The sequence below is a fragment of the Flavobacterium sp. ASV13 genome (genome assembly GCF_000745775.1).
GTDB lineage: Bacteria > Bacteroidota > Bacteroidia > Flavobacteriales > Flavobacteriaceae > Flavobacterium.
Window position 1 is genome coordinate 512,025 of record NZ_JQJY01000002.1, and the last position, 22,089, is coordinate 534,113.

A 22,089-nucleotide genomic window follows, 5' to 3' on the forward strand; every position below is an offset into this window, starting at 1 on the left:
AAAAATGTTTCAAGTTTAAAGTTTCAGGTTTATCATTGACATGAAACTTTAAACGCTACAACCTTAAACAAAAACAAAGATGATTTTAGAAATGAAAGTCCCATCACCAGGGGAATCAATAAAAGAAGTTGAAATTGCAACTTGGTTAGTAAAAGACGGAGATTATGTAGAGAAAGATCAGGCTATTGCTGAAGTTGATTCAGACAAAGCTACTCTTGAGTTACCTGCTGAAATGAGTGGTGTAATTACACTAAAAGCTGAAGAAGGTGATACAGTAGCAGTTGGTGCTGTAGTTTGTTTAATTGATACAGATGCTGCAAAACCAGCAGGAAGCGCTCCAGCTGCACCAGCAGCAGAAGCTCCAAAAGCTGAGGCACCGAAAGCAGAAGTAAAAGCTGAGGCTCCAAAAGCAGCTCCGGCTCCGGCAGCAGCACCAAGTTATGCAGCTGGAACTCCATCTCCTGCAGCAAGAAAAATATTAGATGAAAAAAATATTGCTCCAGCAACAGTTTCAGGAACTGGAAAAGGGGGAAGAATTACTAAAGATGATGCTGTAAACGCAGTACCTTCTATGGGAACTCCAACTGGTGGAAGCCGTGGAACTGAGCGTACAAAATTATCTATGTTACGTCGTAAAGTAGCAGAAAGATTAGTTTCAGCTAAAAACGAAACAGCTATGCTTACTACTTTCAACGAAGTAAACATGACGCCAATCAACCAAATTCGTAATGAATACAAAGATGCTTTCAAAGCAAAACATGGTGGTTTAGGTTTAGGTTTCATGTCATTCTTTACAAAAGCGGTTACAAGAGCTTTAGAATTATATCCAGATGTTAACTCAATGATGGATGGTGACTACAAAGTTGCTTATGACTTTGCTGATATCTCAATCGCAGTTTCTGGACCAAAAGGATTAATGGTTCCTGTTGTTCGTAATGCTGAATTATTAACTTTCCGTGGAATTGAAGCTGAAATCAAAAGATTAGCTTTAAGAGCTCGTGATGGTCAAATTACAGTTGACGATATGACTGGAGGAACTTTCACAATCACTAACGGTGGTGTTTTCGGAAGTATGTTATCTACTCCAATCATTAACCCTCCTCAATCAGGTATCTTAGGAATGCACAATATTATTGAGCGTCCGATTGCTGTAAACGGAAAAGTTGAAATTCACCCAATGATGTACGTTGCACTTTCTTACGATCACAGAATTATTGACGGACGTGAGTCTGTTGGTTTCTTGGTTGCTGTTAAAGAAGCTTTAGAAAACCCATTAGAATTATTGATGAATGGAGACGCTAAACGTGCTTTAGAGTTGTAATTTTAAGTAATTTTAGACAATATAAAAGCCTGTTCTTTCATTAGAACAGGCTTTTTTTTGCTTAATATTAGCTTAAGATTGGCTTAAGATGTTAATTTTTTGAATAATTCAAAAAATTAATACTCAAAAAATAATTTATTTAGAATAAATAAAAATAGCTTGTATGGTTGGCGATCAAGACATAAATTTGCGCTATTAAAATCAATTCTAAATAAAATAAAATAAAATGAAATATAAATTTACAATTTCACTTTTGACTTTGTGTTTTGTTTTGCTTTCAGGCACATCAATTTGGGCGCAACAAAAAGCAACTATTAAAGGTCAAATCAGTTTAGCAAATAATCAAGCTGCAGATAATGTTTCGATAGTATTAAAAGGTACAAAAATTGGGACCAACACAGACAGTAGTGGTAACTACGAAATCAAAAACGTTAAGCCAGGTAATTATGTTCTGCGCGTTTCTGCTGTAGGTTTCACCTCTAAAGAAAAAAGCATTACTCTTAATAGTGGAGATGAAATTATAGAGAATTTCACAATCACTTCAAATTCAGAGCAATTAGATGAAATTGTAATCAACGGAGGAAACAAAAAAAATCCTTTAGCTCGTAAAGAAACACAGCAGGTATCAAGATTACCACTTAAAAATCTTGAAAATCCACAAGTTTACACTACAATTACAAGCGAACTTTTAAAAGAGCAAGTTGTTACAAATATTGATGATGCACTTAAAAATGCGCCAGGATTGACACCGCTTTGGGCTTCAACTGGACGTGGTGGCGATGGTGCAGGATATTTCTCTTTAAGAGGATTTGCTGTTCAGCCAACAATGATCAACGGATTGCCAGGATTAACAAACGGAAGTTTAGATCCAGCAAACATTGACAAAATTGAAGTTATTAAAGGACCATCAGGAACTTTATTTGGAAGTAGTTTAATCTCTTACGGAGGTTTAATCAACATGACTACTAAAAAACCTTACGATCACTTTGGTGGCGAAGTAAACTATACTGCTGGAAGCTACGGCTTAAACAGAGTTACTGTAGATGTTAACACGCCATTAGATGAAGAACACAAAATAAACTTCCGTTTAAACACAGCTTACCATACTGAAAACAGTTTTCAAGATGCCGGATTCAGAAAATCATTTTTCTTTGCTCCATCATTATCTTACCAAGTAAATGACAAACTTTCGTTTTTCATTAATACAGAATTCATGAGCAATGAAGCAACTAACCCAACTATGTTGTTTTTAGACAGAGGTGCGCCACTTAGAGTTCACAATATCGACGAATTAGGTTACGACAACAAACGTTCTTACACTAGCAACGAATTGGCAATCAAAACTCCATCATATAACCTTCAAGGGCAAATGATGTATAAATTCAATGATCAATGGACATCACAAACTGTTGTATCTAGAGGTTCATCAAAATCAGACGGCTATTACTCTTACTTATATGAAGGAACTCAATACTATCCAGGAATTACAGAAGGAATTGTTTTAGGTCGTTATATGAACTACCAAAACTCTACTACGCTTACAACTGATATTCAACAAAACTTCATTGGTGATTTCGTAATCGGAAGTATGAGAAACAGAATTGTTGCTGGTCTTGACTACTTCAACAGAGGCGGTATTGATAACGGTTCAAGTTATGTTTCAAATGGAGGTATTTACATTGGAAACCTTGACACAAAAACAGTAAACGAAGAATTTTTCGGAATTACTGATCCTGCTAAATATGTTACAAACGGTGATAGCGGAAAATTAACAAAAGCTGGATCTGATGCGCTTTTAGCTGATGCCACTATGACAAATGCTAAAACAAAACAAGAAGTTTACAGCGCTTATTTTTCTGATGTGATCAACTTTACTCCTGCTTTATCTGCAATGGCAAGTTTACGTGTTGACCGTTTTATGACTGCTGGTGATGTATCAACTAAAGATGATGATTTTAACCAAACTGCATTTTCTCCTAAATTCGGATTAGTTTACCAACCAATTATCGACAAAGTATCGATTTTTGCAAACTACATGGATGGTTTTGCAAACTCTGCTCCTGTAACAGAAATTTTATCTGATGGAAGCAGACGTCCAAGAACCTTTAAACCAGAACATGCTAATCAATTTGAAGTTGGAACTAAATTAAACATCTTTAAAGACAAACTTTACGCTACGTTCAGCTACTATGATATCCAGGTAAAAGATCAGGTTTATATCGTTTACACTGCAACAACTCAAACAGCGTTTCAAGATGGAGCACAAAGAAACAAAGGTTTCGAAGCTGAATTCATTGCAAATCCTATTGATGGCTTAAACATTGTTGCAGGATACAGCTATGTTGATGCTGTCTTAAATGCTGGAGATCCATCTTTTGTAGGACATAGACCTGAAAGCTCTGGACCAAGAAACTTAGTAAACTTTTGGGCTAGCTATAAATTTCCAAAAGGAGACTTAAACGGTTTTGGTTTAGGTTTTGGAGGAAATTATGCTGACAAAAACTTAATCATGAACAGAAATGTTGTTGGTCAATTTACAATTCCATCTTACACTGTTTTAAATTCTTCTATTTTCTACGGAACAGAAAAATATGTTTTGACTCTAAAACTTGACAATATCGCTAACGTTGATACTTATGACGGATGGTCTACAATCCACCCAAGAAACATGAGAAGCGTAGCAGCAAGTTTCTCTTATAGATTCTAATTAATAAAAAACACCTTTCTGCTAAACCAGAAAGGTGTTTTAAATTCTATTAATCATGATAACACTAGCCAGCCTTATCGTTTTTTTAGCTTTTTACACACTTTATTACACTTCAAAAAGAGCTGTTTTATCATATGATTTAGGCTTTGAAAAATGGATGAAGCGAAATCCAAAACAAACTAAAATCACCGGCTTATTTTTATTGGCGACTGCTTATGCAATGTGGCTTTTTGCAAAGTCACTGTGTTGTGGCACTTTGATGTTTTTTATTCAGTTGATGACCGTTGGAAGCCTAATCATTATTCTGACTCCATTAAAAAAAGTAAACAGTAAAGCGCTTTTAGCAATATTGCTGTTTGTTGCGATTTTGGAATTTTACTACAACTAAACCTTAATTACATGCCAGCAAATCCAAAATATTTAACTCCGGCTTTTTTGCCTCGTTTTCTCAAAATTACAGCGGCGATTTTAGGAGGTTACTTTGTATCTGTCACTTTTCATCTGGCTTTAGCTACTTGGTTCAATCGTGCAGATGTATTGATTACAATGGCTTTCAGCGGATTCATTCTTTGGGTAGCATTAATGGTAATTGCTTTTTTAGCCAAAAATGGCTGGAAAATCTGGCTCATTTATATTCTTTTAAGTCTTCTTTTTTGTCTTTTTATCTACTTGGGTCAAACCTATAATCAAACGGCGCATTAATCTATGAACAACCGTCATTATAATATCTATTTTCATACACATACTGTCAGCGGAATTGTAATCAGCGTAGTGCTATTTGTAATTTTCTTCGCTGGATCTTTTTCTTTTTTTAGAGATGAAATTGTCAATTGGGAAAGAAGTGAATCTACAGCACAAACAAAAGAAATTCAGTTAGACTACAACAACGCCCTGCAGCATCTTGACAAAAAATATGTTTTGCACGCAAGAAATATTACTATTTCTAAACCTTCATTAGAAAATCGAGTTGCTGTTTCACTTGAAGGAACAAAAGACTCATTGGCTCCAAAAAAACAACGTCTTGGAGATTTCTTTTATCTGGACAACAAAAGCTATAAATCCTATACTTATGAAGAAGCTTATTCTTTGGGAGAATTATTGTATCGTCTGCATTTTCTGGCTCAAATCCCTTATCCGGCCGGATATTATCTTTCTGGATTTACGGCTTTATTTTTCCTGTTTGCCATTATAACGGGAGTTTTATTGCATTGGAAAAAAATTGTATCGAACTTTTATATTTTCCGTCCAAAAGAAAAATTAAAAACACTGTGGACAGATGCGCATACAGCTTTAGGAATGATTGGTCTGCCTTTTCAGTTTGTTTATGCTGTAACGGGGGCATTTTTCATGATTAAACTCTTAATTGTTGCTCCAGCTGTAAAGGTTTTATATAATGGCGATCAAAATAAATTATATAAAGAACTGGAATATACAGACACTGATTATAAGTTTGAAAAAAAGAAATTAGCAAATCCATTTAACATAAATCAGCTGGTAGCAAAAGCAAAAAGCAATTGGACCGATTTTGAAGTTACACGCGTATATATCCAAAATTATGGCGATGTTAATATGCATGTTTTGGTTGAAGGTGAAATGCTGAATCATAAAAAATTTACAGGAATAGGAAAAATTGATTATCGTGTTTCTGACGGAAAAATAATCGCTAGAAAAGATCCTATAGCACAAACAAGCTATCTTGACATAGTGAAAAATGTTTTGTACCGAATTCACTTTGGCGATTATGGCGGTTATGCGTTAAAAATTATCAGCTTTATTTTAGGAATTATAACTTGCTTTGTAATTATTTCGGGAGTGATGATTTGGTTGGTTGCAAGACAAAAAAATAATCTTCCAGAAAAGAAAAGACGTTTCAATGCAGCAGTTGTCCGAATTTATCTGGCAATTTGTTTGAGTATGTATCCAATTACAGCTTTGGCTTTTATTGGAAGCAAAATATTTTATCCATTAAGCCAATCTAATTTATTTACACTTTATTTTGGCGGATGGTTATTGCTTACCATCTTTTTCATCATCAAAAAGAACGATTCTTTTACCAATAAATTCTGCCTGATTTCAGGAAGCATTTTAGGATTCTTAATTCCAATTACGAACGGAATTGTTTCTGGAGATTGGTTTTGGACTTCATTCATGCGTAACAAAGTTCAGATTTTCTTTATCGATGTTTTCTGGATTTTCCTGGCTTCAATTTCACTATATGTAGCCTATCATTTAAAGCCTAAAAAAGTCGTATCATAAAAATTAGCTCAAATAATTTGTCCTCTATTGATTTTGGGTATAATTTTACGCTTTTAATCAAAAAATGGGATTTAAAACGAAAATACGTTTTCTACATAAATGGCTCGGATTAATTTCCGGGCTTATTGTTTTTATAGTTTGCATTACGGGTTGTATTTTCTGTTTTCATGATGAAATAAAAGATATTACTCGCAAAGAATGGCGTTTGGTTGAACCTCAAAACAAACCTTTCCTTCCACCTTCTGTTTTAAAAGAAAAAGCAAACGAAATTGTTCCTAAGAATAAAACAAGCATGGTTGCCTATTACGGAAAAAACCGTTCGGCTATTGTTTACACCTATTCAGATACAGAGAACTTATATCTTTATTTTAATCCCTACACTGGCCAATATTTAAAAACCGAAAATCCTAAAACTGATTTTTTCATTATTGTCGAATATATTCACTTGTATTTGCTTTTGCCAGATTATATAGGAAAACATATTATTGGAGGAGCAACCATTATTTTTATTCTATTATTAATTTCAGGAATAATTCAATGGTGGCCAAAACGAAAAAGCGACATCAAAAGAAGTTTCACCATTAAATGGAATGCAAGATGGCGCCGCGTAAATTACGACTGGCACAATACTTCAGGGTTTTATATTTCGCTGATTGTACTTATTCTCGCTATTACTGGCTTAACTTTTACCTACGAATGGGTTGGCGACGGCATTTACAAAACATTCAATTTTGGCGGAGACAAGGCAGTTGAAACAAAATTACCTGTAATTGATACCACAAAATTCAAAACCGCTTCAGTTACTGCAATTGATAAAGCTTTTATTGAAACAATGAAATTGCAACCAAAAGCTGAAATGTTTTTTGTTATGGTTCCACAACAAAAGGGTGATATTGTGAGTACAGGCGCATACCCGCATACGTTGCGATACGATCAGCAAAGCAATTATTATTTTCATCCTTCTGACGGAAAATTAATTCAAAGTCAAACTTTTGATAAAAAAACTTTAGGACTGCAAGTAGTCGAAATGAATTACGGAATTCACACAGGACAAGTTTTAGATCTTCCGGGAAAAATAATAGCTTTTACAGTCAGTTTGCTTGCGTCGGCACTTCCTGTTACTGGCTTTATAATTTGGTTTGGACGCCGCAAAAAATCTAAAAAAAGAGCATAAAAAAACCGTCTCGTTTTTAACAAGACGGTTTTTTTATAATTTGTCGAAATCAATTAATTTCTGTTTGCTAAAGCATTTTTCTGTAAATTTTTCACTGAGCTAACTTTACTGTCAACATAAGCTACTTCTTTTAGACTGTCTTCATTAAAGAAAATCCATTTTCCAGTTTTTACTCCGTTTGTGTATTCTCCAACGGCTTTTTTATTTCCTTTTTCGTCATAAGATACCCAAACACCATCCAACTTACCATCCTTAAAAAAACCTTCTTGTTGTACTTTACCATTTTCATAGTAATAAGTAGCTTTTACTGTATTTCCAACGGCTTCTAATTCAGGTTTAGTTTCCTGCGCAATTAACATTCCAGAGAACAACAACGCAGCTAAAATTACACTCTTTTTCATATCTGTAGGTATTTAATGTTAAGAAATCTTTATCAAATATAATCAAATGTTTACATTAAAAAAACTTTTGCTTAACAATTTGGTAACATTGAGTAAAAACTTAACATTGGAAATTTCCATAAAACAATAAAACCAGCGCTTAGGCACTGGTTTTATTGGCAATTTATGAAAATCAAAATGTTACGATAACGTTATCGATTTCGTAAATAAATTAGTTCAATAATGAATCTAACTGTGTTTGAAGCGTTTGATCAGATGGTCTTGTAGCATTTGAATTGACAACTTTACCTTGCGGATCGATTAAAATAAATCTTGGAATTGAAATCACATTATAACTTTTTGCAAAATCGGATTTCCACTCATTATCAGCCAAAAGCTGAATTCCTCCAAGTTGCTTGTCAGCCACGAATTTCTGCCATTTATCATGATCTTTTGGCGCATCTATTGAAATACTAACAAACTCAATATTTTTGCCATGATATTTTTCTTCTACTTTTTGAAGAAAAGGAATTTCAGCTCGACAAGGACCACACCAAGTTGCCCACATATCGATATAAACATATTTACCTTTTAAATCTGAAAGCTTTGTTTTTCCTCCTTTATGATTTTCAAATTCGAAATCTGGCGATGCTGTATTATTCAATTTAGCCATTTCCAACACATGGTTACGATGTTCTGTAATTTCAGCAATTGCTTGCTGTCCATTTTCAGTTTCAATTTTTACAAAATCAGGATCTAATTTCTTATTACTTAATCGAGCTGCATCGGCTGCTTTTTTGTCATCAATTAATTTACTAAAAGCTGCATCATCTAAATTTACAACACTATTATCATAAAGTTTTTCATCAGCCAGAATACGTTGTGCCAAAATATTGTTTTCTAAACTTCCTTTACCTTTATAAACAATCGTTTCATCAAATTGTTTTGCATCCATTTTAAGCTTAATATCATAACCGTTTTTCAAAAACAATTCAGTCGATTCAACACCGTCATACATTTGGCCTCTTCCTCCATTCAGTACTAAAGTATCTTTAAAAATTCCTTTTGCATTAACATTAATCTTTTTGATAATCTTTCCGTCATTAATAATGGTAATAACATCGCTATTTCTATTGGCAATATTTGCTTCAAAAGTGACATATTTTTTAGATTGTCCAACGGCATTAAAGGTGCTCAAAAGGACGATTCCAGCAATAAAAAGTTGTTTCATAGTTTATTAAGGTTTGTTTTTAGTATCTCAAATCTAAAGAAATAAGTACTTCAAAATTTCAGAATTAACAAAAAATTTAAAAATTAATACACATCAGCTTCTCACTTTGCTATTTTAATTTGAATTTTGTGTTTACTTTTGCAGTCTAAAATTGAGATCATGTATAGAAGTCATAATTGCGGCGAATTAAACGCTTCAAATATTAATACCGAAGTTACGCTTGCGGGCTGGGTTCAAAAATCACGCGATAAAGGATTTATGAATTGGGTCGATCTACGCGACCGTTATGGAATTACACAACTTATTTTCGACGAAAGTCGTACCGATAAAACCGTTTTTGAATTGGCCAAAACTCTTGGACGTGAATTTGTAATTCAGGTAAAAGGAACTGTTATTGAGCGTGAAGCTAAAAACAAAAACATTCCAACAGGTGAAATTGAAATTTTAGTTTCTGAATTGACTATTCTGAATTCAGCATTAACTCCTCCATTTACAATTGAAGATGAAACGGACGGTGGAGAAGATATCAGAATGAAATACCGTTATTTAGATATCAGAAGAAATCCGGTAAAAAACAGTTTGTTATTCCGTCATAAAGTAGCGATGGAAGTTCGTAAATATCTATCTGATTTGGATTTCTGCGAAGTTGAAACACCTTATTTAATCAAATCAACTCCAGAAGGAGCAAGAGATTTCGTTGTACCAAGCCGTATGAACGAAGGGCAATTTTATGCATTGCCACAATCTCCACAAACTTTCAAACAATTATTGATGGTGGGGGGAATGGATAAATATTTCCAAATTGTGAAATGTTTCCGTGACGAAGATTTACGTGCTGACCGTCAGCCAGAGTTTACTCAGATTGACTGCGAAATGGCATTTGTAGAACAAGAAGACATTTTGAATGTTTTTGAAGGTTTGACAAGACATTTATTGAAAGAGATTAAAGGCATTGAAGTAGAGAAATTCCCAAGAATTACCTACGACTATGCTATGAAAACATACGGAAATGACAAACCGGACATCCGTTTTGGGATGAAATTTGGTGAGTTAAACGAATTTGCTCAACACAAAGAATTCCCGGTATTTAATTCCGCGGAATTAATTGTGGGAATTGCAGTTCCGGGAGCAGGAAATTACACTCGTAAAGAAATTGACGGGTTAATTGACTGGGTAAAACGTCCTCAAGTTGGAGCGTCTGGAATGGTTTATGTAAAATGCAACGAAGACGGAACTTTCAAATCATCTGTAGACAAATTCTACGATAATGATGATTTAGCAAATTGGGCAAAAGCAACAGAAGCAAATCCTGGAGACATGATTTTTGTACTTTCTGGTCCGGCAAATAAAACTAGAGCACAACTTTCAGCACTTCGTATGGAATTAGCAACTCGTTTAGGATTACGTAATCCTGAAGAATTTGCGCCATTATGGGTTGTAGATTTCCCATTATTGGAACTTGACGAAGAAAGCGGACGTTATCATGCAATGCACCACCCGTTTACATCTCCAAAACCAGAAGATATGGCTTTGTTAGAAACAGAACCAGGAAAAGTTCGTGCAAATGCTTACGATATGGTTTTAAACGGAAATGAAATTGGTGGAGGATCAATTCGTATTCACGATAAAGCAACACAGCAATTAATGTTCAAATATTTAGGATTTACCGAAGAAGAAGCAAAAGCGCAATTCGGATTCTTAATGGATGCTTTTCAATTTGGAGCACCGCCACACGGAGGTTTAGCTTTTGGTTTGGATAGATTAGTTGCAATTCTTGGAGGTCAGGAAACCATTAGAGATTTCATTGCTTTCCCAAAAAACAATTCTGGACGTGATGTAATGATCGATGCTCCAGCAGCAATTGATGATGCGCAATTAAAAGAATTACACATTAAAATTGATGCTATTTAAATCTTAAAAAAATTAAATCATACTAAAAAAGCAGTTGAAAATTTCAGCTGCTTTTTTTATTTCTAAATCTTTAAGAATAATTGCAAATTTTACACTTATCAAGATAAAAAATTCCTACAATTCGGTTTTTCGTATATTCCTACAATTAACAATTCTCAAATAAGGGTATTTCATATAAAAATAGATGCAATAAACCACGTAAAAACACTGTAAATCAATAATTTTTACAAAAAATTAACACGTACATGTCTTTTGTATTAGTTAATATGTTACATTTGCTTTATTATAAATTATTATTACAATTACAATGCGTACAGGTACAGTAAAATTTTTCAATGAATCTAAAGGTTATGGATTCATTACAGACGAAGAAACAGGAAAGGACATCTTCGTTCACGCTTCAGGAATTAACGCGGAAGAATTACGCGAAGGTGACCGTGTAAGCTATGAAGAAGAAGAAGGAAGAAAAGGGAAAGTTGCTGCTAAAGTAGCAGTAATCTAAGAAAAATATAGCAATTTATTTTTTTTGCCTCTGAATGGTTTTAAAAACGTTTCGATTAATTTCGAAACGTTTTTTTTTGTCCATTTCTTAAAAAAATATTAAAAAAAGACCTTCTTATTTATAATCAATAAAAATTAGATATAAACCTCGTTTCGCAACATACTTATATCCCTCTTTAGTTTGTGATTTACATAGTTGAAAGTTATCTTTGTGGCTTATTCTTTAAGTAAAAACCCTAAGTTTATGCAATCTGATCAATACAGTTACATTCCAATTTTAATGCAGTTCATTCTGGCTGTTGGTTTTGTAGTAGGAACAATTATTATTTCTGGAAAATTAGGTCCAAAAAGAACCTCTGAAGTTAAAGACAAAAACTTTGAGTGCGGAATCGAATCTGTTGGAAATGCACGTATCCCTTTTTCGGTAAAATACTTTCTTGTTGCTATTTTATTTGTTTTGTTTGACGTAGAAGTAATTTTCCTTTATCCTTGGGCGGTAAACTTTAAAGATTTAGGTATCGAAGGAATGCTTAAAATGATTGTTTTCATGGCTTTGCTTTTAGTTGGTTTCTTTTACATCATCAAAAAGAAAGCTTTAGAGTGGGAATAAATTAGAGATTTTAGATTTAGACTTCTAATCTTTAAAATGAATTAGAATTAAAAATCTAATCCTCGAATAAAAAGTTGATTTAAAAAATTGATTTTACTTTTCAAGATTTCAAAAATCTAAAATTTAAAATCAGAAATCTAAAATAAAAATGAGCGATTCAAAAGTAAATATGGTTGCACCGCCAGAGGGAGTTGTAGGAGAAGGATTCTTCGCTACAAAACTTAACGATGTTGTTGGTTTAGCAAGAGCTAACTCATTATGGCCGCTTCCTTTCGCGACTTCATGCTGTGGTATCGAATTCATGGCAACAATGGCTTCACATTACGATTTGGCACGATTTGGTTCTGAACGTGTGAGTTTCTCTCCTCGTCAGGCAGATATGTTATTAGTAATGGGAACTATTTCAAAGAAAATGGCTCCAATTTTAAGACAAGTTTACGAACAAATGTCTGAACCACGCTGGGTAATTGCTGTTGGAGCTTGTGCTTCTTCAGGAGGTATTTTCGACACTTACTCGGTTTTACAAGGAATTGATAAAGTAATCCCGGTTGATGTTTACGTTCCAGGATGTCCACCAAGACCAGAACAAATCGTAGACGGTGTAATGAGATTACAAGAATTGGTAAAAAGCGAATCTGTTAGACGCAGAAGCTCTCCAGAATACCAAGAATTATTAGCTTCCTATAACATTTCATAAGATGGCTTTAGAAAATACCCTGATTCAAGATAAACTTATTGAAACATTTGATACGAATGTTTTCAACTTTCAACAAGAAAGAGATATTTTTTCAATAGAAACAACTGCTGACAAAATCACAGCGTTAATTCTGTTTTTAAAAAATGATGCTGATCTGCAATTTAACTTTTTAACAGATTTATGCGGAGTTCACTATCCAGATAACGAACTAGATCGTCAATTTGCAGTAGTGTACCACATGCACAATTGGATCGAAAACAAACGCATCAGAATTAAAGTTTATTTAGACGGCGAAAAACCAGAAATTAAAACTGTTTCAAATATTTTCTTGAGTTCAAACTGGATGGAAAGAGAAACATACGATTTCTTCGGAATCAATTTTATTGGTCACCCGCAATTGAAACGTATTTTAAATATGGATGAAATGGTGTCTTTCCCAATGAGAAAAGAATTCCCAATGGAAGACAGCGGAAGAACTGATAAAGACGACAGATTCTTTGGAAGAACAACAACAAATTGCTAAAAAATAAATAATTCAACATTATAAAATGTCAGAACTATTATTACCACCAGAGCATCGTTATGCTAAAATAATTAAGGAGAAACTAAACGAAGACGGAAGCGAGCTTTCGGTACTGAATTTAGGTCCAACTCACCCTGCGACTCACGGTATTTTTCAAAATATCCTATTAATGGATGGTGAAAGAATTCTAGAGGCTGAACCAACTATTGGTTACATCCACAGGGCTTTCGAAAAAATTGCCGAAAATCGTCCTTTTTACCAAATTACTCCCCTTACAGACCGTATGAACTATTGTTCCTCTCCTATTAACAATATGGGATGGTGGATGACATTAGAGAAACTGTTAGGTGTTGAAGTTCCAAAAAGAGCACAATATTTAAGAGTTATTGTAATGGAGCTTGCTCGTATTACGGATCACTTAATTTGTAACTCAATTCTTGGAGTAGATACTGGTGCGTATACTGGTTTCTTATACGTTTTTCAATTTAGAGAAAAAGTTTACGAGATTTATGAAGAAATTTGTGGAGCTCGTTTAACAACCAATATGGGAAGAATTGGTGGTTTCGAAAGAGACTGGTCACCAGAAGCTTTCAAAAAACTAGATACTTTCCTTGAAGAATTTCCTGTTGCTTGGCAAGAGTTCGTAAACTTATTCGAAAGAAACAGAATTTTCCTTGACAGAACTGTAAACGTAGGTGCAATCACAGCTGAACAAGCAATGGCTTACGGATTTACAGGTCCTAACTTACGTGCTGCAGGAGTTGATTACGATGTACGTGTAGCACAGCCTTACTCTTCTTATGAAGATTTTGATTTTAATATTCCTGTTGGAAAGTCAGGTGATACTTACGATCGTTTCTGTGTTCGTAATGCTGAAGTTTGGGAAAGTTTAAGCATTATTCGTCAGGCTTTAGAAAAAATGCCAGCCGGAAACGAATATCACGCTGAAGTTCCTGATTATTACCTTCCTCCAAAAGAAGATGTTTATAATAATATGGAATCTCTAATTTATCATTTTAAAATCGTAATGGGAGAAGTTCCTGTACCAGTTGCAGAAATTTATCACCCTGTTGAAGGTGGAAATGGAGAATTAGGTTTTTATTTAGTTACTGACGGAAGCAGAACTCCATATAGATTACATTTCAGAAGACCTTGCTTTATTTATTATCAAGCATATCCGGATATGATTAAAGGATCGTTGCTTTCTGATGCAATTGTTATTTTATCAAGTTTAAATGTAATTGCAGGAGAATTAGACGCCTAAAAAATTTGTGCCTTTGCGCCTTTGTGGCAAAACAAGAATAAAATGGAAAGAAAACATTACAAACAAGAAATAAATATGACTGAGGCATTGATCGCTCGTATCAATGAATTGATTAGTCATTATCCTGAAGGCAAACAAAAATCGGCTTTATTGCCTGTTTTGCATGAAGTTCAGGATGCTCACAACAACTGGCTTAGTATTGAACTACAAGATAAAGTTGCTGAAATCCTTCAGATCAAACCAATTGAAGTTTATGAAGTGGTTACTTTTTATACCATGTTCAACCAAAAGCCAATTGGAAAATACATGTTTGAATTTTGCCAGACTTCTTGTTGTTGCTTAAGTGGTGCCGAAAATTTAATGGATTATACTTCTGAAAAATTAGGCATTAAAATGGGCGAAACAACCGCAGACGGAATGTTCACTATTGCTGGTGTAGAATGTTTAGGTGCTTGCGGATATGCTCCAATGATGCAGTTAGGCGATTTCTACAAAGAGAAATTGACAGAAGAAAAAATCGATCAGTTAATCGCTGATTGTAAAGATGATAAAATAATATTACACGATAAATAAGATGTCACAAAAAATATTATTAGATAAAATCAATATTCCTGGAATTAAAACCTACGAAGTTTATCGTCAAAATGGCGGTTATGCTTCTGTAGAAAAAGCTTTAAAAACACTTACGCCGGATGAAGTTACTGAAGAAGTAAAAAAATCAGGTCTTCGTGGTCGTGGTGGTGCGGGTTTCCCTGCCGGAATGAAATGGAGTTTTATTGACAAAAAATCAGGAAAACCAAGACACTTAGTTTGTAATGCTGACGAATCTGAACCAGGAACTTTCAAAGATCGTTATTTGATGGAATTTATTCCTCACTTATTGATCGAGGGAATGATTACTTCAAGTTACGCTTTGGGAGCAAACCTTTCGTATATCTACATTCGTGGAGAATATATGTGGGTTTTCAAAATTTTAGAAAGAGCAATCGCCGAGGCTAAAGCTGCAGGCTGGTTAGGAAAAAATATATTAGGTTCAGGTTACGACCTTGAACTTCACGTTCACTGTGGAGCTGGAGCTTATATCTGTGGAGAAGAAACTGCACTTATTGAGTCTTTGGAAGGTAAAAGAGGAAACCCTCGTATTAAACCACCTTTCCCAGCGGTTTCAGGACTTTGGGCAAATCCAACAGTGGTAAACAACGTTGAAACTATCGCAACGGTGCCATGGATTGTAAACAATTCTGGAGACGATTATGCTAAAATTGGAATTGGTCGTTCTACTGGAACTAAATTAATTTCTGCTTCTGGACACATCAAAAATCCTGGTGTTTACGAAATTGAATTAGGTTTAAGCGTAGACGAATTCATGAATTCTGATGAATATTTAGGAGGAATGTCTTCAAGCCGACCATTAAAAGCTTTTGTACCAGGAGGTTCATCTGTGCCGATTTTACCAGCTGAATTGATTTTCAAAACAGCAAATGGAGAAGATCGTTTAATGACTTACGAATCTTTAAGTGATGGTGGTTTTGCTACCGGATCTATGTTAGGTTCTGGAGGATTTATTGTTTACAATGACACTGCTTGTGTTGTTAGAAACACTTGGAACTTTGCTCGTTTCTACCACCACGAATCTTGCGGACAATGTACGCCTTGTCGTGAAGGAACAGGATGGTTGGAAAAAATCTTATGGAGAATCGAAAACGGTCAAGGCCGTGAAGAAGATATCGAATTATTGTGGAGCATTCAAAGTAAAATCGAAGGAAACACAATTTGTCCACTTGGTGACGCCGCTTCTTGGCCAGTAGCAGCAGCGATTCGTCACTTTAGAGATGAATTTGAATATCACGTTCGTTTCCCGGAAAAAATTAAAAATAGAGATCACTTTGTAGCTGAACCGTTTTCACAAGTAAAACATTTAGTAGGCGGTAAGGTAATCGTATAAAAATAAAAAGCAGAAAGTTATAAAGTTCATAATATTAAAAAGGACAGCAATTCTTTGAAATATTCCGACTTTCAACATTCAAATCATAAAGAGATGAAAGTAACCATAGACGGTCAAAGTATAGACGTAGAGCCAGGAACAACAATCCTGCAGGCTGCACGTATGATTGGTGGAGATTTGGTTCCGCCAGCCATGTGCTATTACTCAAAATTAAAAGGTAGCGGCGGAAAATGTCGTTGTTGTTTAGTTGAAGTTTCTAAAGGTAGTGAGGCTGACCCAAGACCAATGCCAAAATTAATGGCATCTTGTGTAACAGGATGTATGGACGGAATGGAAGTAAATAGTAAATCTTCTGCCAGAGTAACGGAAGCCCGTAAATCTGTAACAGAATTTTTATTGATCAACCACCCATTAGACTGCCCAATTTGTGATCAGGCTGGTGAATGTGATCTTCAAAATTTAAGTTTTGAGCACGGAAATCCGAAGTCACGTTTTATTGAAGAAAAAAGAACATTTGAACCAGAAGATATTGGTCCAAATATTCAACTGCATATGAACCGTTGTATTTTATGCCAAAGATGTGTACAAGTTGCAGATCAATTGACAGACAACAGAGTTCACGGAGTATTAGATCGTGGTGATCACGCTAATATTTCAACTGGAATTTCTAAAGCAATCGACAATGAGTTTTCTGGAAACATGATTGACGTTTGCCCGGTTGGAGCTTTAACAGACAAAACTTTCCGTTTTAAATCAAGAGTTTGGTTTAACAAACCTTATAACGCACACAGAGAATGTACGACTCCAGGATGTTGTGGTAAAACAACTGTTTGGATGTTTGGTGGAGAAATTCAACGTGTAACGGGTCGTAAAGATGAATATCATGAAGTTGAAGAATTCATTTGTAACTCTTGCCGTTTTGATCACAAAGATGTAAATGACTGGGTTATTGAAGGACCAAGAGAATTTGAAAAAGATTCTGTTATCAACCAAAATAACTACACTCAAAAATTAGAGAAAGTACAAATCGATACTGAAAAGAATATTCTTATGGGTAGAGATATTGACCGTAAAAAAATTAGTATGGCTGAAATTCCATTAAACACTAACAACAAAATTTCTTAATGATGGTAGATGGTGCGTTTATTATAGAAAAAAGTGTTGTAATTGTTGTAGTTTTTGCTGTAACAATGATTATGGCGATGTATTCTACATGGGCTGAGCGTAAAGTTGCAGCTTTCCTTCAAGATCGTGTTGGACCAAACCGCGCTGGATGGGGAGGATTATTACAACCTCTTGCTGATGGTATGAAATTATTTTCTAAAGAAGAATTTTTTCCAAATACTCCTAATAGATTTTTATTTGTTGTAGGTCCAGCAATTGCTATGAGTACTGCTTTAATGACAAGTGCTGTAATTCCGTGGGGAGATCATTTAGTAATTTTTGGAAGAGAAGTTATTCTTCAGGCAACCGATGTAAATATTGCTTTATTATACATTTTTGGAGTTCTTTCTGTTGGAGTTTACGGTATCATGATTGGTGGATGGGCTTCTAACAATAAATTCTCATTAATGGGAGCTGTTCGTGCTGCTTCTCAAATGGTTTCTTATGAGGTTGCAATGGGATTATCAATGATTGCATTATTGATGATGACCGGAACAATGAGTTTAAAAGAAATGTCATTACAGCAACAAGGGATGAACTGGAATGTTTTCTATCAGCCATTATCATTTTTAATTTTCCTTATTTGTTCATTTGCTGAAACTAACAGAACGCCTTTTGACTTAGCAGAATGTGAAAGCGAATTAATTGGAGGTTATCATACAGAGTATTCTTCTATGAAAATGGGATTCTATTTATTTGCTGAATATGCAAGTATGTTTACTTCTGCTACTATTATTTCTGTATTATTCTTTGGTGGTTACAACTATCCTGGAATGCAATGGATGGTAGAAAATGTTGGTGTAAATACGGCTAACTTATTAGGAATTGCGGTATTATTTGTAAAAATATGTTTCTTCATATTCTTTTACATGTGGGTACGTTGGACAATTCCAAGATTTAGATATGACCAATTAATGAACTTAGGCTGGAGAATTTTGATTCCGCTTTCGATTATTAATATTATGATTACGGGGGCTGTTATTTTAAGACACGATATCGCAGCAGCTTTAGGATTCTAAGAACCGTAATTAGCTTCAAATAAAAAACAAAATAGATTTGAGTTTGAATGATCAAATTTTGAATCATAAATTATAATAGTAAAAATGTCAATAGAAACTATATCATTATCGGGTAGAAAAAAAGTGGTGTCAAATAAGGACATGACTTTTTTGGAACGATTGTATCTTGTGGCGATTGTAAAAGGTTTGGCGATTACGCTTAAACACCTTTTTAGAAAAAAAGTTACGATTCATTATCCTGAACAGGTACGTACAATGAGTCCTGTTTATCGTGGTCAACATATGTTGAAACGCGATGAGCAAGGCCGTGAAAACTGTACTGCTTGTGGATTATGTGCATTATCTTGTCCTGCTGAAGCCATTACAATGAAAGCTGCAGAACGTAAAGCAGATGAAAAACATTTATACAGAGAAGAAAAATATGCTGAGATCTATGAAATCAACATGCTTCGTTGTATTTTCTGCGGTTTATGTGAAGAAGCTTGTCCGAAAGATGCAATTTACTTGACAGAATCTAAAGTATTAGTTCCTGCCAGTTATGAAAGAGAAGATTTCATTTTTGGTAAAGACAAATTAGTGATGCCTTTAGAAATGGCTATCAAAAATTCACAACTTAACAACGCTAACTAATGATACACATTCCTGATCTTGCAAACGCAACTCCTGTGGGAGTGATATTTTGTATCTTAGCGTTTATTACAGTAATCACTGCTTTCTTGACTATTTTTAGCAGAAACCCAATTCACTCCGCTATTTACTTAGTGATTTGTTTCTTCTCTATCGCTGGTCATTATTTATTATTAAACTCTCAATTCTTAGCAATTGTTCACATAATAGTCTACGCCGGAGCCATTATGATTTTGTTCCTGTTTACGATTATGTTAATGAACTTAAACGAACAAAAAGATGTACACCGACCAAGAATTACACGCTTGGGTGCCATTGTTTCTTTTTGTTTGATTGTTATTGTTTTGATTACAATTTTCATCAACTCTAAACCAATTGTGGGTGAATACGATTCAACTGGTGAAGATTTCCAATCGATTAAAGTATTGGGTAAAATATTATTGAACGAATATATGGTACCATTTGAATTTGCTTCAATCCTTCTTTTAGTTGCGATGATTGGAACTGTATTATTGTCTAAAAAAGAAAAATTAAATAAATAATGGGTAATATATTAAATCAAATAGGTATTGAAAATTACATCTTTTTAAGTGTTGTACTTTTTTGTATTGGTGTTTTTGGTGTGTTATACAGACGAAATTCTATTATCGTTTTTATGTCGATCGAAATCATGCTGAATGCTGTAAACCTTTTATTTGTGGCTTTTTCAACATATCATCAGGATGCGCAGGGACAAGTATTTGTTTTCTTTTCGATGGCTGTAGCGGCTGCCGAAGTTGCAGTTGGGTTAGCTATTCTAGTTTCTATTTTCAGAAACATTGGCTCAATTAGTATCGATAACTTAAAAAATTTAAAAGGATAAAAAGAAATGGATATTAATTTAGCTTTACTTTTAGTATTAACTCCTTTCTTAGGATTTCTAATCAATGTTTTCTTCGGAAAAAGCTTAGGAAAAACAGTCTCTGGAGCAATCGGAACTGTTGCAGTTGCAATTTCTTTCATCGTTACTCTTGTACTTTTTAATCAAATTACTTCAACTGGAAAAGCAATTGAAGTTACTTTATTTGATTGGATTCAAATTAGCAACTTAAAAATCAATCTTGGATTTTTATTAGATCAATTATCTGTTCTTTGGCTGCTTTTCGTAACCGGAATTGGATCTTTGATTCATTTATACTCTATCAGTTATATGCATGATGATGAGAATATGCACAAGTTTTTTGCGTATTTAAATCTGTTCGTATTCTTTATGATTACGCTTGTAATTGGAAGCAACTTATTAGTTCTTTTCATTGGATGGGAAGGAGTTGGACTTTGTTCTTATCTATTAATTGGATTCTGGCATAAAAACCAGGATTACAATGATGCTGCGAAAAAAGCTTTCATCATGAACAGAATTGGAGATTTAGGTCTTTTGATTGGAATGTTCATCATTGGTTCAATGTTCTCAACTTTAGATTATGCAACTTTAAAAACTGCAATTACTGGAGCTTCAAACTTAGATTCATCAATGCTTTCTTTAGCGGCTTTATGTTTGTTTATTGGAGCTTGTGGTAAATCTGCTCAAATTCCGTTATACACTTGGTTACCTGATGCAATGGCTGGACCAACTCCGGTTTCTGCATTGATTCACGCTGCTACTATGGTTACAGCAGGTATTTTCATGGTTACAAGATTAAACTTTGTTTTTGATTTAGCTGTTGATGTACAAACTGTCATTGCAATTGTTGGAGCAATAACTTCATTAGTTGCTGCTACGATTGGATTAGTACAAAACGATATTAAAAAAGTATTGGCTTACTCTACAGTTTCACAATTAGGTTTAATGTTTTTAGCATTAGGATTTGGAGCTTATGAAGTAGCTGTTTTCCACGTAATCACACACGCTTTCTTTAAAGCTTGTTTATTCTTAGGATCTGGATCTGTTATTCACGGTTTACACGGAGAACAAGATATGCGTAAAATGGGTGGGTTGCGTAAAGCGATGCCAATAACTTTCTGGACAATGTTAATTTCTTCGTTAGCTATCTCAGGAGTTCCTTTTTTCTCAGGTTTCTTCTCTAAAGATGAAATTTTAATGACCGCTTTCCACCATAGTATTCCATTATATGTTGTTGGTTCTATTGCTTCAATCATGACAGCTTTCTATATGTTTAGATTAATGTTCCTGACTTTCTTTAAAGAATTTAGAGGAACTGAAGAGCAAAAACATCATTTACATGAGAGCGGTGCTTTAATTACTATTCCGCTTATCATCTTGGCTATTTTAGCAACTTTTGGTGGATTGATTAGTTTACCTGGAAACAGCTGGTTAAACGAATATCTTGCTCCTCTTTTCACAAAAACAGCTGGCGAAGAACATCATTTAGGAACAACAGAATATACTTTAATGGGTGTTGCTGTTTTAGGTGGTTTATTAGGAATTTTAATTGCTTACATCAAATATTTCAAACAAGACAATGTTCCTGAAAGCGATGAAAACATTACAGGTGTAGCAAAAGTTTTATATAACAAATATTATGTTGACGAAGCTTATGATGCAATATTTGTACGTTCTGTAAACGGATTGTCGAAATTCTTTAGAGACTATATCGAAACAGGAATATCTTCATTTGTTTTTGGATTAGGCAAAGCTGCAAATGAATTATCATTTCAAGGAAAAAAATTACAAACAGGAAGTATCGGATTATATCTATTTGCTTTCGTGTTAGGTCTTTGTGCCATTGTATCTTATATATTTTTAGCTCAATAATTTTATA

At 34.3% G+C, this 22,089-nt stretch carries 22 protein-coding genes; 20 read left to right on the plus strand and 2 right to left on the minus strand.

What is annotated here, in order from left to right; genetic code table 11:
* Window positions 1–79: 79 nt before the first annotated feature.
* The 6 genes from odhB (at window position 80) to GQ47_RS06000 (ending at window position 7,458) form a co-directional block, all read left to right on the plus strand.
* Window positions 80–1,321, plus strand: a complete 1,242-nt coding sequence (gene odhB / locus GQ47_RS05975; protein ID WP_035646192.1) for a 2-oxoglutarate dehydrogenase complex dihydrolipoyllysine-residue succinyltransferase — start codon at window positions 80–82, stop codon at window positions 1,319–1,321.
* Window positions 1,322–1,547: 226 nt separating this feature from the next.
* Window positions 1,548–4,028: a TonB-dependent receptor gene (locus GQ47_RS05980; RefSeq protein ID WP_035646193.1), complete on the plus strand. Its 2,481-nt coding sequence runs from the start codon at window positions 1,548–1,550 to the stop codon at window positions 4,026–4,028.
* 55 nt (window positions 4,029–4,083) lie between these two features.
* On the plus strand, window positions 4,084–4,416 hold the full coding sequence (locus tag GQ47_RS05985) for a hypothetical protein (RefSeq protein ID WP_035646195.1): 333 nt from the start codon (window positions 4,084–4,086) through the stop codon (window positions 4,414–4,416).
* Window positions 4,417–4,427: 11 nt separating this feature from the next.
* Entirely contained in the window at window positions 4,428–4,730 is a 303-nt protein-coding gene (locus GQ47_RS05990) for a hypothetical protein (RefSeq protein WP_035646198.1), read from the plus strand.
* 3 nt (window positions 4,731–4,733) lie between these two features.
* Window positions 4,734–6,284: a PepSY-associated TM helix domain-containing protein gene (locus tag GQ47_RS05995; protein WP_035646201.1), complete on the plus strand. Its 1,551-nt coding sequence runs from the start codon at window positions 4,734–4,736 to the stop codon at window positions 6,282–6,284.
* 64 nt (window positions 6,285–6,348) lie between these two features.
* Window positions 6,349–7,458, plus strand: coding sequence for a PepSY-associated TM helix domain-containing protein (locus GQ47_RS06000; protein WP_035646205.1), 1,110 nt, complete (start codon window positions 6,349–6,351; stop codon window positions 7,456–7,458).
* Window positions 7,459–7,511: 53 nt separating this feature from the next.
* Here GQ47_RS06000 and GQ47_RS06005 read toward each other — a convergent pair whose 3' ends face one another.
* Window positions 7,512–7,859, minus strand: coding sequence for a toxin-antitoxin system YwqK family antitoxin (locus tag GQ47_RS06005; protein WP_035646207.1), 348 nt, complete (start codon window positions 7,857–7,859; stop codon window positions 7,512–7,514).
* 211 nt (window positions 7,860–8,070) lie between these two features.
* On the minus strand, window positions 8,071–9,069 hold the full coding sequence (locus GQ47_RS06010; protein WP_035646212.1) for a TlpA family protein disulfide reductase: 999 nt from the start codon (window positions 9,067–9,069) through the stop codon (window positions 8,071–8,073).
* 159 nt (window positions 9,070–9,228) lie between these two features.
* On the opposite strand from GQ47_RS06010, the gene aspS reads away from it, so the two are divergent.
* From aspS to nuoL, 14 genes are all read left to right on the plus strand, one after another.
* Window positions 9,229–10,980 carry an aspartate--tRNA ligase gene (gene aspS, locus GQ47_RS06015; protein WP_035646214.1) on the plus strand — a complete coding sequence of 584 codons (1,752 nt, stop codon included), beginning with the start codon at window positions 9,229–9,231 and terminating at the stop codon, window positions 10,978–10,980.
* Window positions 10,981–11,287: 307 nt separating this feature from the next.
* Entirely contained in the window at window positions 11,288–11,482 is a 195-nt protein-coding gene (locus GQ47_RS06020) for a cold-shock protein (RefSeq protein WP_007137066.1), read from the plus strand.
* Between the two features lie 243 nt (window positions 11,483–11,725).
* Complete coding sequence (locus GQ47_RS06025) at window positions 11,726–12,091, plus strand: NADH-quinone oxidoreductase subunit A (RefSeq protein ID WP_035646215.1); 366 nt, start codon at window positions 11,726–11,728, stop codon at window positions 12,089–12,091.
* 148 nt (window positions 12,092–12,239) lie between these two features.
* Window positions 12,240–12,788, plus strand: coding sequence for an NADH-quinone oxidoreductase subunit B (locus tag GQ47_RS06030; RefSeq protein WP_035646217.1), 549 nt, complete (start codon window positions 12,240–12,242; stop codon window positions 12,786–12,788).
* Window position 12,789: 1 nt separating this feature from the next.
* Window positions 12,790–13,311: an NADH-quinone oxidoreductase subunit C gene (locus GQ47_RS06035; RefSeq protein ID WP_035646220.1), complete on the plus strand. Its 522-nt coding sequence runs from the start codon at window positions 12,790–12,792 to the stop codon at window positions 13,309–13,311.
* 25 nt (window positions 13,312–13,336) lie between these two features.
* Window positions 13,337–14,575, plus strand: coding sequence for an NADH-quinone oxidoreductase subunit D (locus GQ47_RS06040; protein WP_035646222.1), 1,239 nt, complete (start codon window positions 13,337–13,339; stop codon window positions 14,573–14,575).
* Window positions 14,576–14,617: 42 nt separating this feature from the next.
* Window positions 14,618–15,148 (plus strand): complex I 24 kDa subunit family protein, encoded by a 531-nt coding sequence (locus GQ47_RS06045; protein ID WP_035646225.1) that lies wholly within the window; start codon window positions 14,618–14,620, stop codon window positions 15,146–15,148.
* A gap of 1 nt (window position 15,149) precedes the next feature.
* Window positions 15,150–16,520 (plus strand): NADH-quinone oxidoreductase subunit NuoF, encoded by a 1,371-nt coding sequence (nuoF, locus tag GQ47_RS06050; protein WP_035646227.1) that lies wholly within the window; start codon window positions 15,150–15,152, stop codon window positions 16,518–16,520.
* Window positions 16,521–16,613: 93 nt separating this feature from the next.
* Window positions 16,614–17,645 carry an NADH-quinone oxidoreductase subunit G gene (locus GQ47_RS06055; protein WP_035646230.1) on the plus strand — a complete coding sequence of 344 codons (1,032 nt, stop codon included), beginning with the start codon at window positions 16,614–16,616 and terminating at the stop codon, window positions 17,643–17,645.
* Window positions 17,645–18,703, plus strand: a complete 1,059-nt coding sequence (gene nuoH, locus GQ47_RS06060; protein ID WP_193745210.1) for an NADH-quinone oxidoreductase subunit NuoH — start codon at window positions 17,645–17,647, stop codon at window positions 18,701–18,703. The genes GQ47_RS06055 and nuoH overlap by 1 nt, the downstream gene beginning before the upstream one ends.
* An 84-nt stretch (window positions 18,704–18,787) precedes the next feature.
* The gene (locus tag GQ47_RS06065; protein WP_035646235.1) at window positions 18,788–19,333 is read left to right on the plus strand and encodes a NuoI/complex I 23 kDa subunit family protein; all 546 of its coding nucleotides are present in this window, start codon (window positions 18,788–18,790) and stop codon (window positions 19,331–19,333) included.
* Window positions 19,333–19,872 (plus strand): NADH-quinone oxidoreductase subunit J family protein, encoded by a 540-nt coding sequence (locus GQ47_RS06070; protein WP_035646238.1) that lies wholly within the window; start codon window positions 19,333–19,335, stop codon window positions 19,870–19,872. The genes GQ47_RS06065 and GQ47_RS06070 overlap by 1 nt, the downstream gene beginning before the upstream one ends.
* Window positions 19,872–20,192, plus strand: coding sequence for an NADH-quinone oxidoreductase subunit NuoK (gene nuoK / locus GQ47_RS06075; RefSeq protein ID WP_012023318.1), 321 nt, complete (start codon window positions 19,872–19,874; stop codon window positions 20,190–20,192). Before GQ47_RS06070 ends, nuoK begins: the two co-directional genes overlap by 1 nt.
* A 6-nt stretch (window positions 20,193–20,198) precedes the next feature.
* Window positions 20,199–22,082, plus strand: coding sequence for an NADH-quinone oxidoreductase subunit L (gene nuoL / locus GQ47_RS06080; protein ID WP_035646241.1), 1,884 nt, complete (start codon window positions 20,199–20,201; stop codon window positions 22,080–22,082).
* The last annotated feature ends 7 nt before the right edge of the window (window positions 22,083–22,089 follow it).

Excerpts from the sequence above, each read along its gene's own strand:
- aspS (WP_035646214.1), top strand. The coding sequence starts at position 9,229 with ATGTATAGAAGTCATAATTGCGGCGAATTAAACGCTTCAAATATTAAT.
- GQ47_RS06005 (WP_035646207.1), bottom strand. The coding sequence starts at position 7,859 with ATGAAAAAGAGTGTAATTTTAGCTGCGTTGTTGTTCTCTGGAATGTTA.
- nuoK (WP_012023318.1), top strand. The coding sequence starts at position 19,872 with ATGGGTAATATATTAAATCAAATAGGTATTGAAAATTACATCTTTTTA.
- GQ47_RS06000 (WP_035646205.1), top strand. The coding sequence starts at position 6,349 with ATGGGATTTAAAACGAAAATACGTTTTCTACATAAATGGCTCGGATTA.
- GQ47_RS06065 (WP_035646235.1), top strand. The coding sequence starts at position 18,788 with ATGTCAATAGAAACTATATCATTATCGGGTAGAAAAAAAGTGGTGTCA.
- GQ47_RS05980 (WP_035646193.1), top strand. The coding sequence starts at position 1,548 with ATGAAATATAAATTTACAATTTCACTTTTGACTTTGTGTTTTGTTTTG.
- GQ47_RS05985 (WP_035646195.1), top strand. The coding sequence starts at position 4,084 with ATGATAACACTAGCCAGCCTTATCGTTTTTTTAGCTTTTTACACACTT.
- nuoF (WP_035646227.1), top strand. The coding sequence starts at position 15,150 with ATGTCACAAAAAATATTATTAGATAAAATCAATATTCCTGGAATTAAA.
- GQ47_RS06030 (WP_035646217.1), top strand. The coding sequence starts at position 12,240 with ATGAGCGATTCAAAAGTAAATATGGTTGCACCGCCAGAGGGAGTTGTA.
- GQ47_RS06025 (WP_035646215.1), top strand. The coding sequence starts at position 11,726 with ATGCAATCTGATCAATACAGTTACATTCCAATTTTAATGCAGTTCATT.
- GQ47_RS06045 (WP_035646225.1), top strand. The coding sequence starts at position 14,618 with ATGGAAAGAAAACATTACAAACAAGAAATAAATATGACTGAGGCATTG.
- GQ47_RS06055 (WP_035646230.1), top strand. The coding sequence starts at position 16,614 with ATGAAAGTAACCATAGACGGTCAAAGTATAGACGTAGAGCCAGGAACA.
- nuoH (WP_193745210.1), top strand. The coding sequence starts at position 17,645 with ATGATGGTAGATGGTGCGTTTATTATAGAAAAAAGTGTTGTAATTGTT.
- GQ47_RS06020 (WP_007137066.1), top strand. The coding sequence starts at position 11,288 with ATGCGTACAGGTACAGTAAAATTTTTCAATGAATCTAAAGGTTATGGA.
- GQ47_RS06040 (WP_035646222.1), top strand. The coding sequence starts at position 13,337 with ATGTCAGAACTATTATTACCACCAGAGCATCGTTATGCTAAAATAATT.
- GQ47_RS05990 (WP_035646198.1), top strand. The coding sequence starts at position 4,428 with ATGCCAGCAAATCCAAAATATTTAACTCCGGCTTTTTTGCCTCGTTTT.
- GQ47_RS06010 (WP_035646212.1), bottom strand. The coding sequence starts at position 9,069 with ATGAAACAACTTTTTATTGCTGGAATCGTCCTTTTGAGCACCTTTAAT.
- GQ47_RS05995 (WP_035646201.1), top strand. The coding sequence starts at position 4,734 with ATGAACAACCGTCATTATAATATCTATTTTCATACACATACTGTCAGC.
- GQ47_RS06070 (WP_035646238.1), top strand. The coding sequence starts at position 19,333 with ATGATACACATTCCTGATCTTGCAAACGCAACTCCTGTGGGAGTGATA.
- GQ47_RS06035 (WP_035646220.1), top strand. The coding sequence starts at position 12,790 with ATGGCTTTAGAAAATACCCTGATTCAAGATAAACTTATTGAAACATTT.
- nuoL (WP_035646241.1), top strand. The coding sequence starts at position 20,199 with ATGGATATTAATTTAGCTTTACTTTTAGTATTAACTCCTTTCTTAGGA.
- odhB (WP_035646192.1), top strand. The coding sequence starts at position 80 with ATGATTTTAGAAATGAAAGTCCCATCACCAGGGGAATCAATAAAAGAA.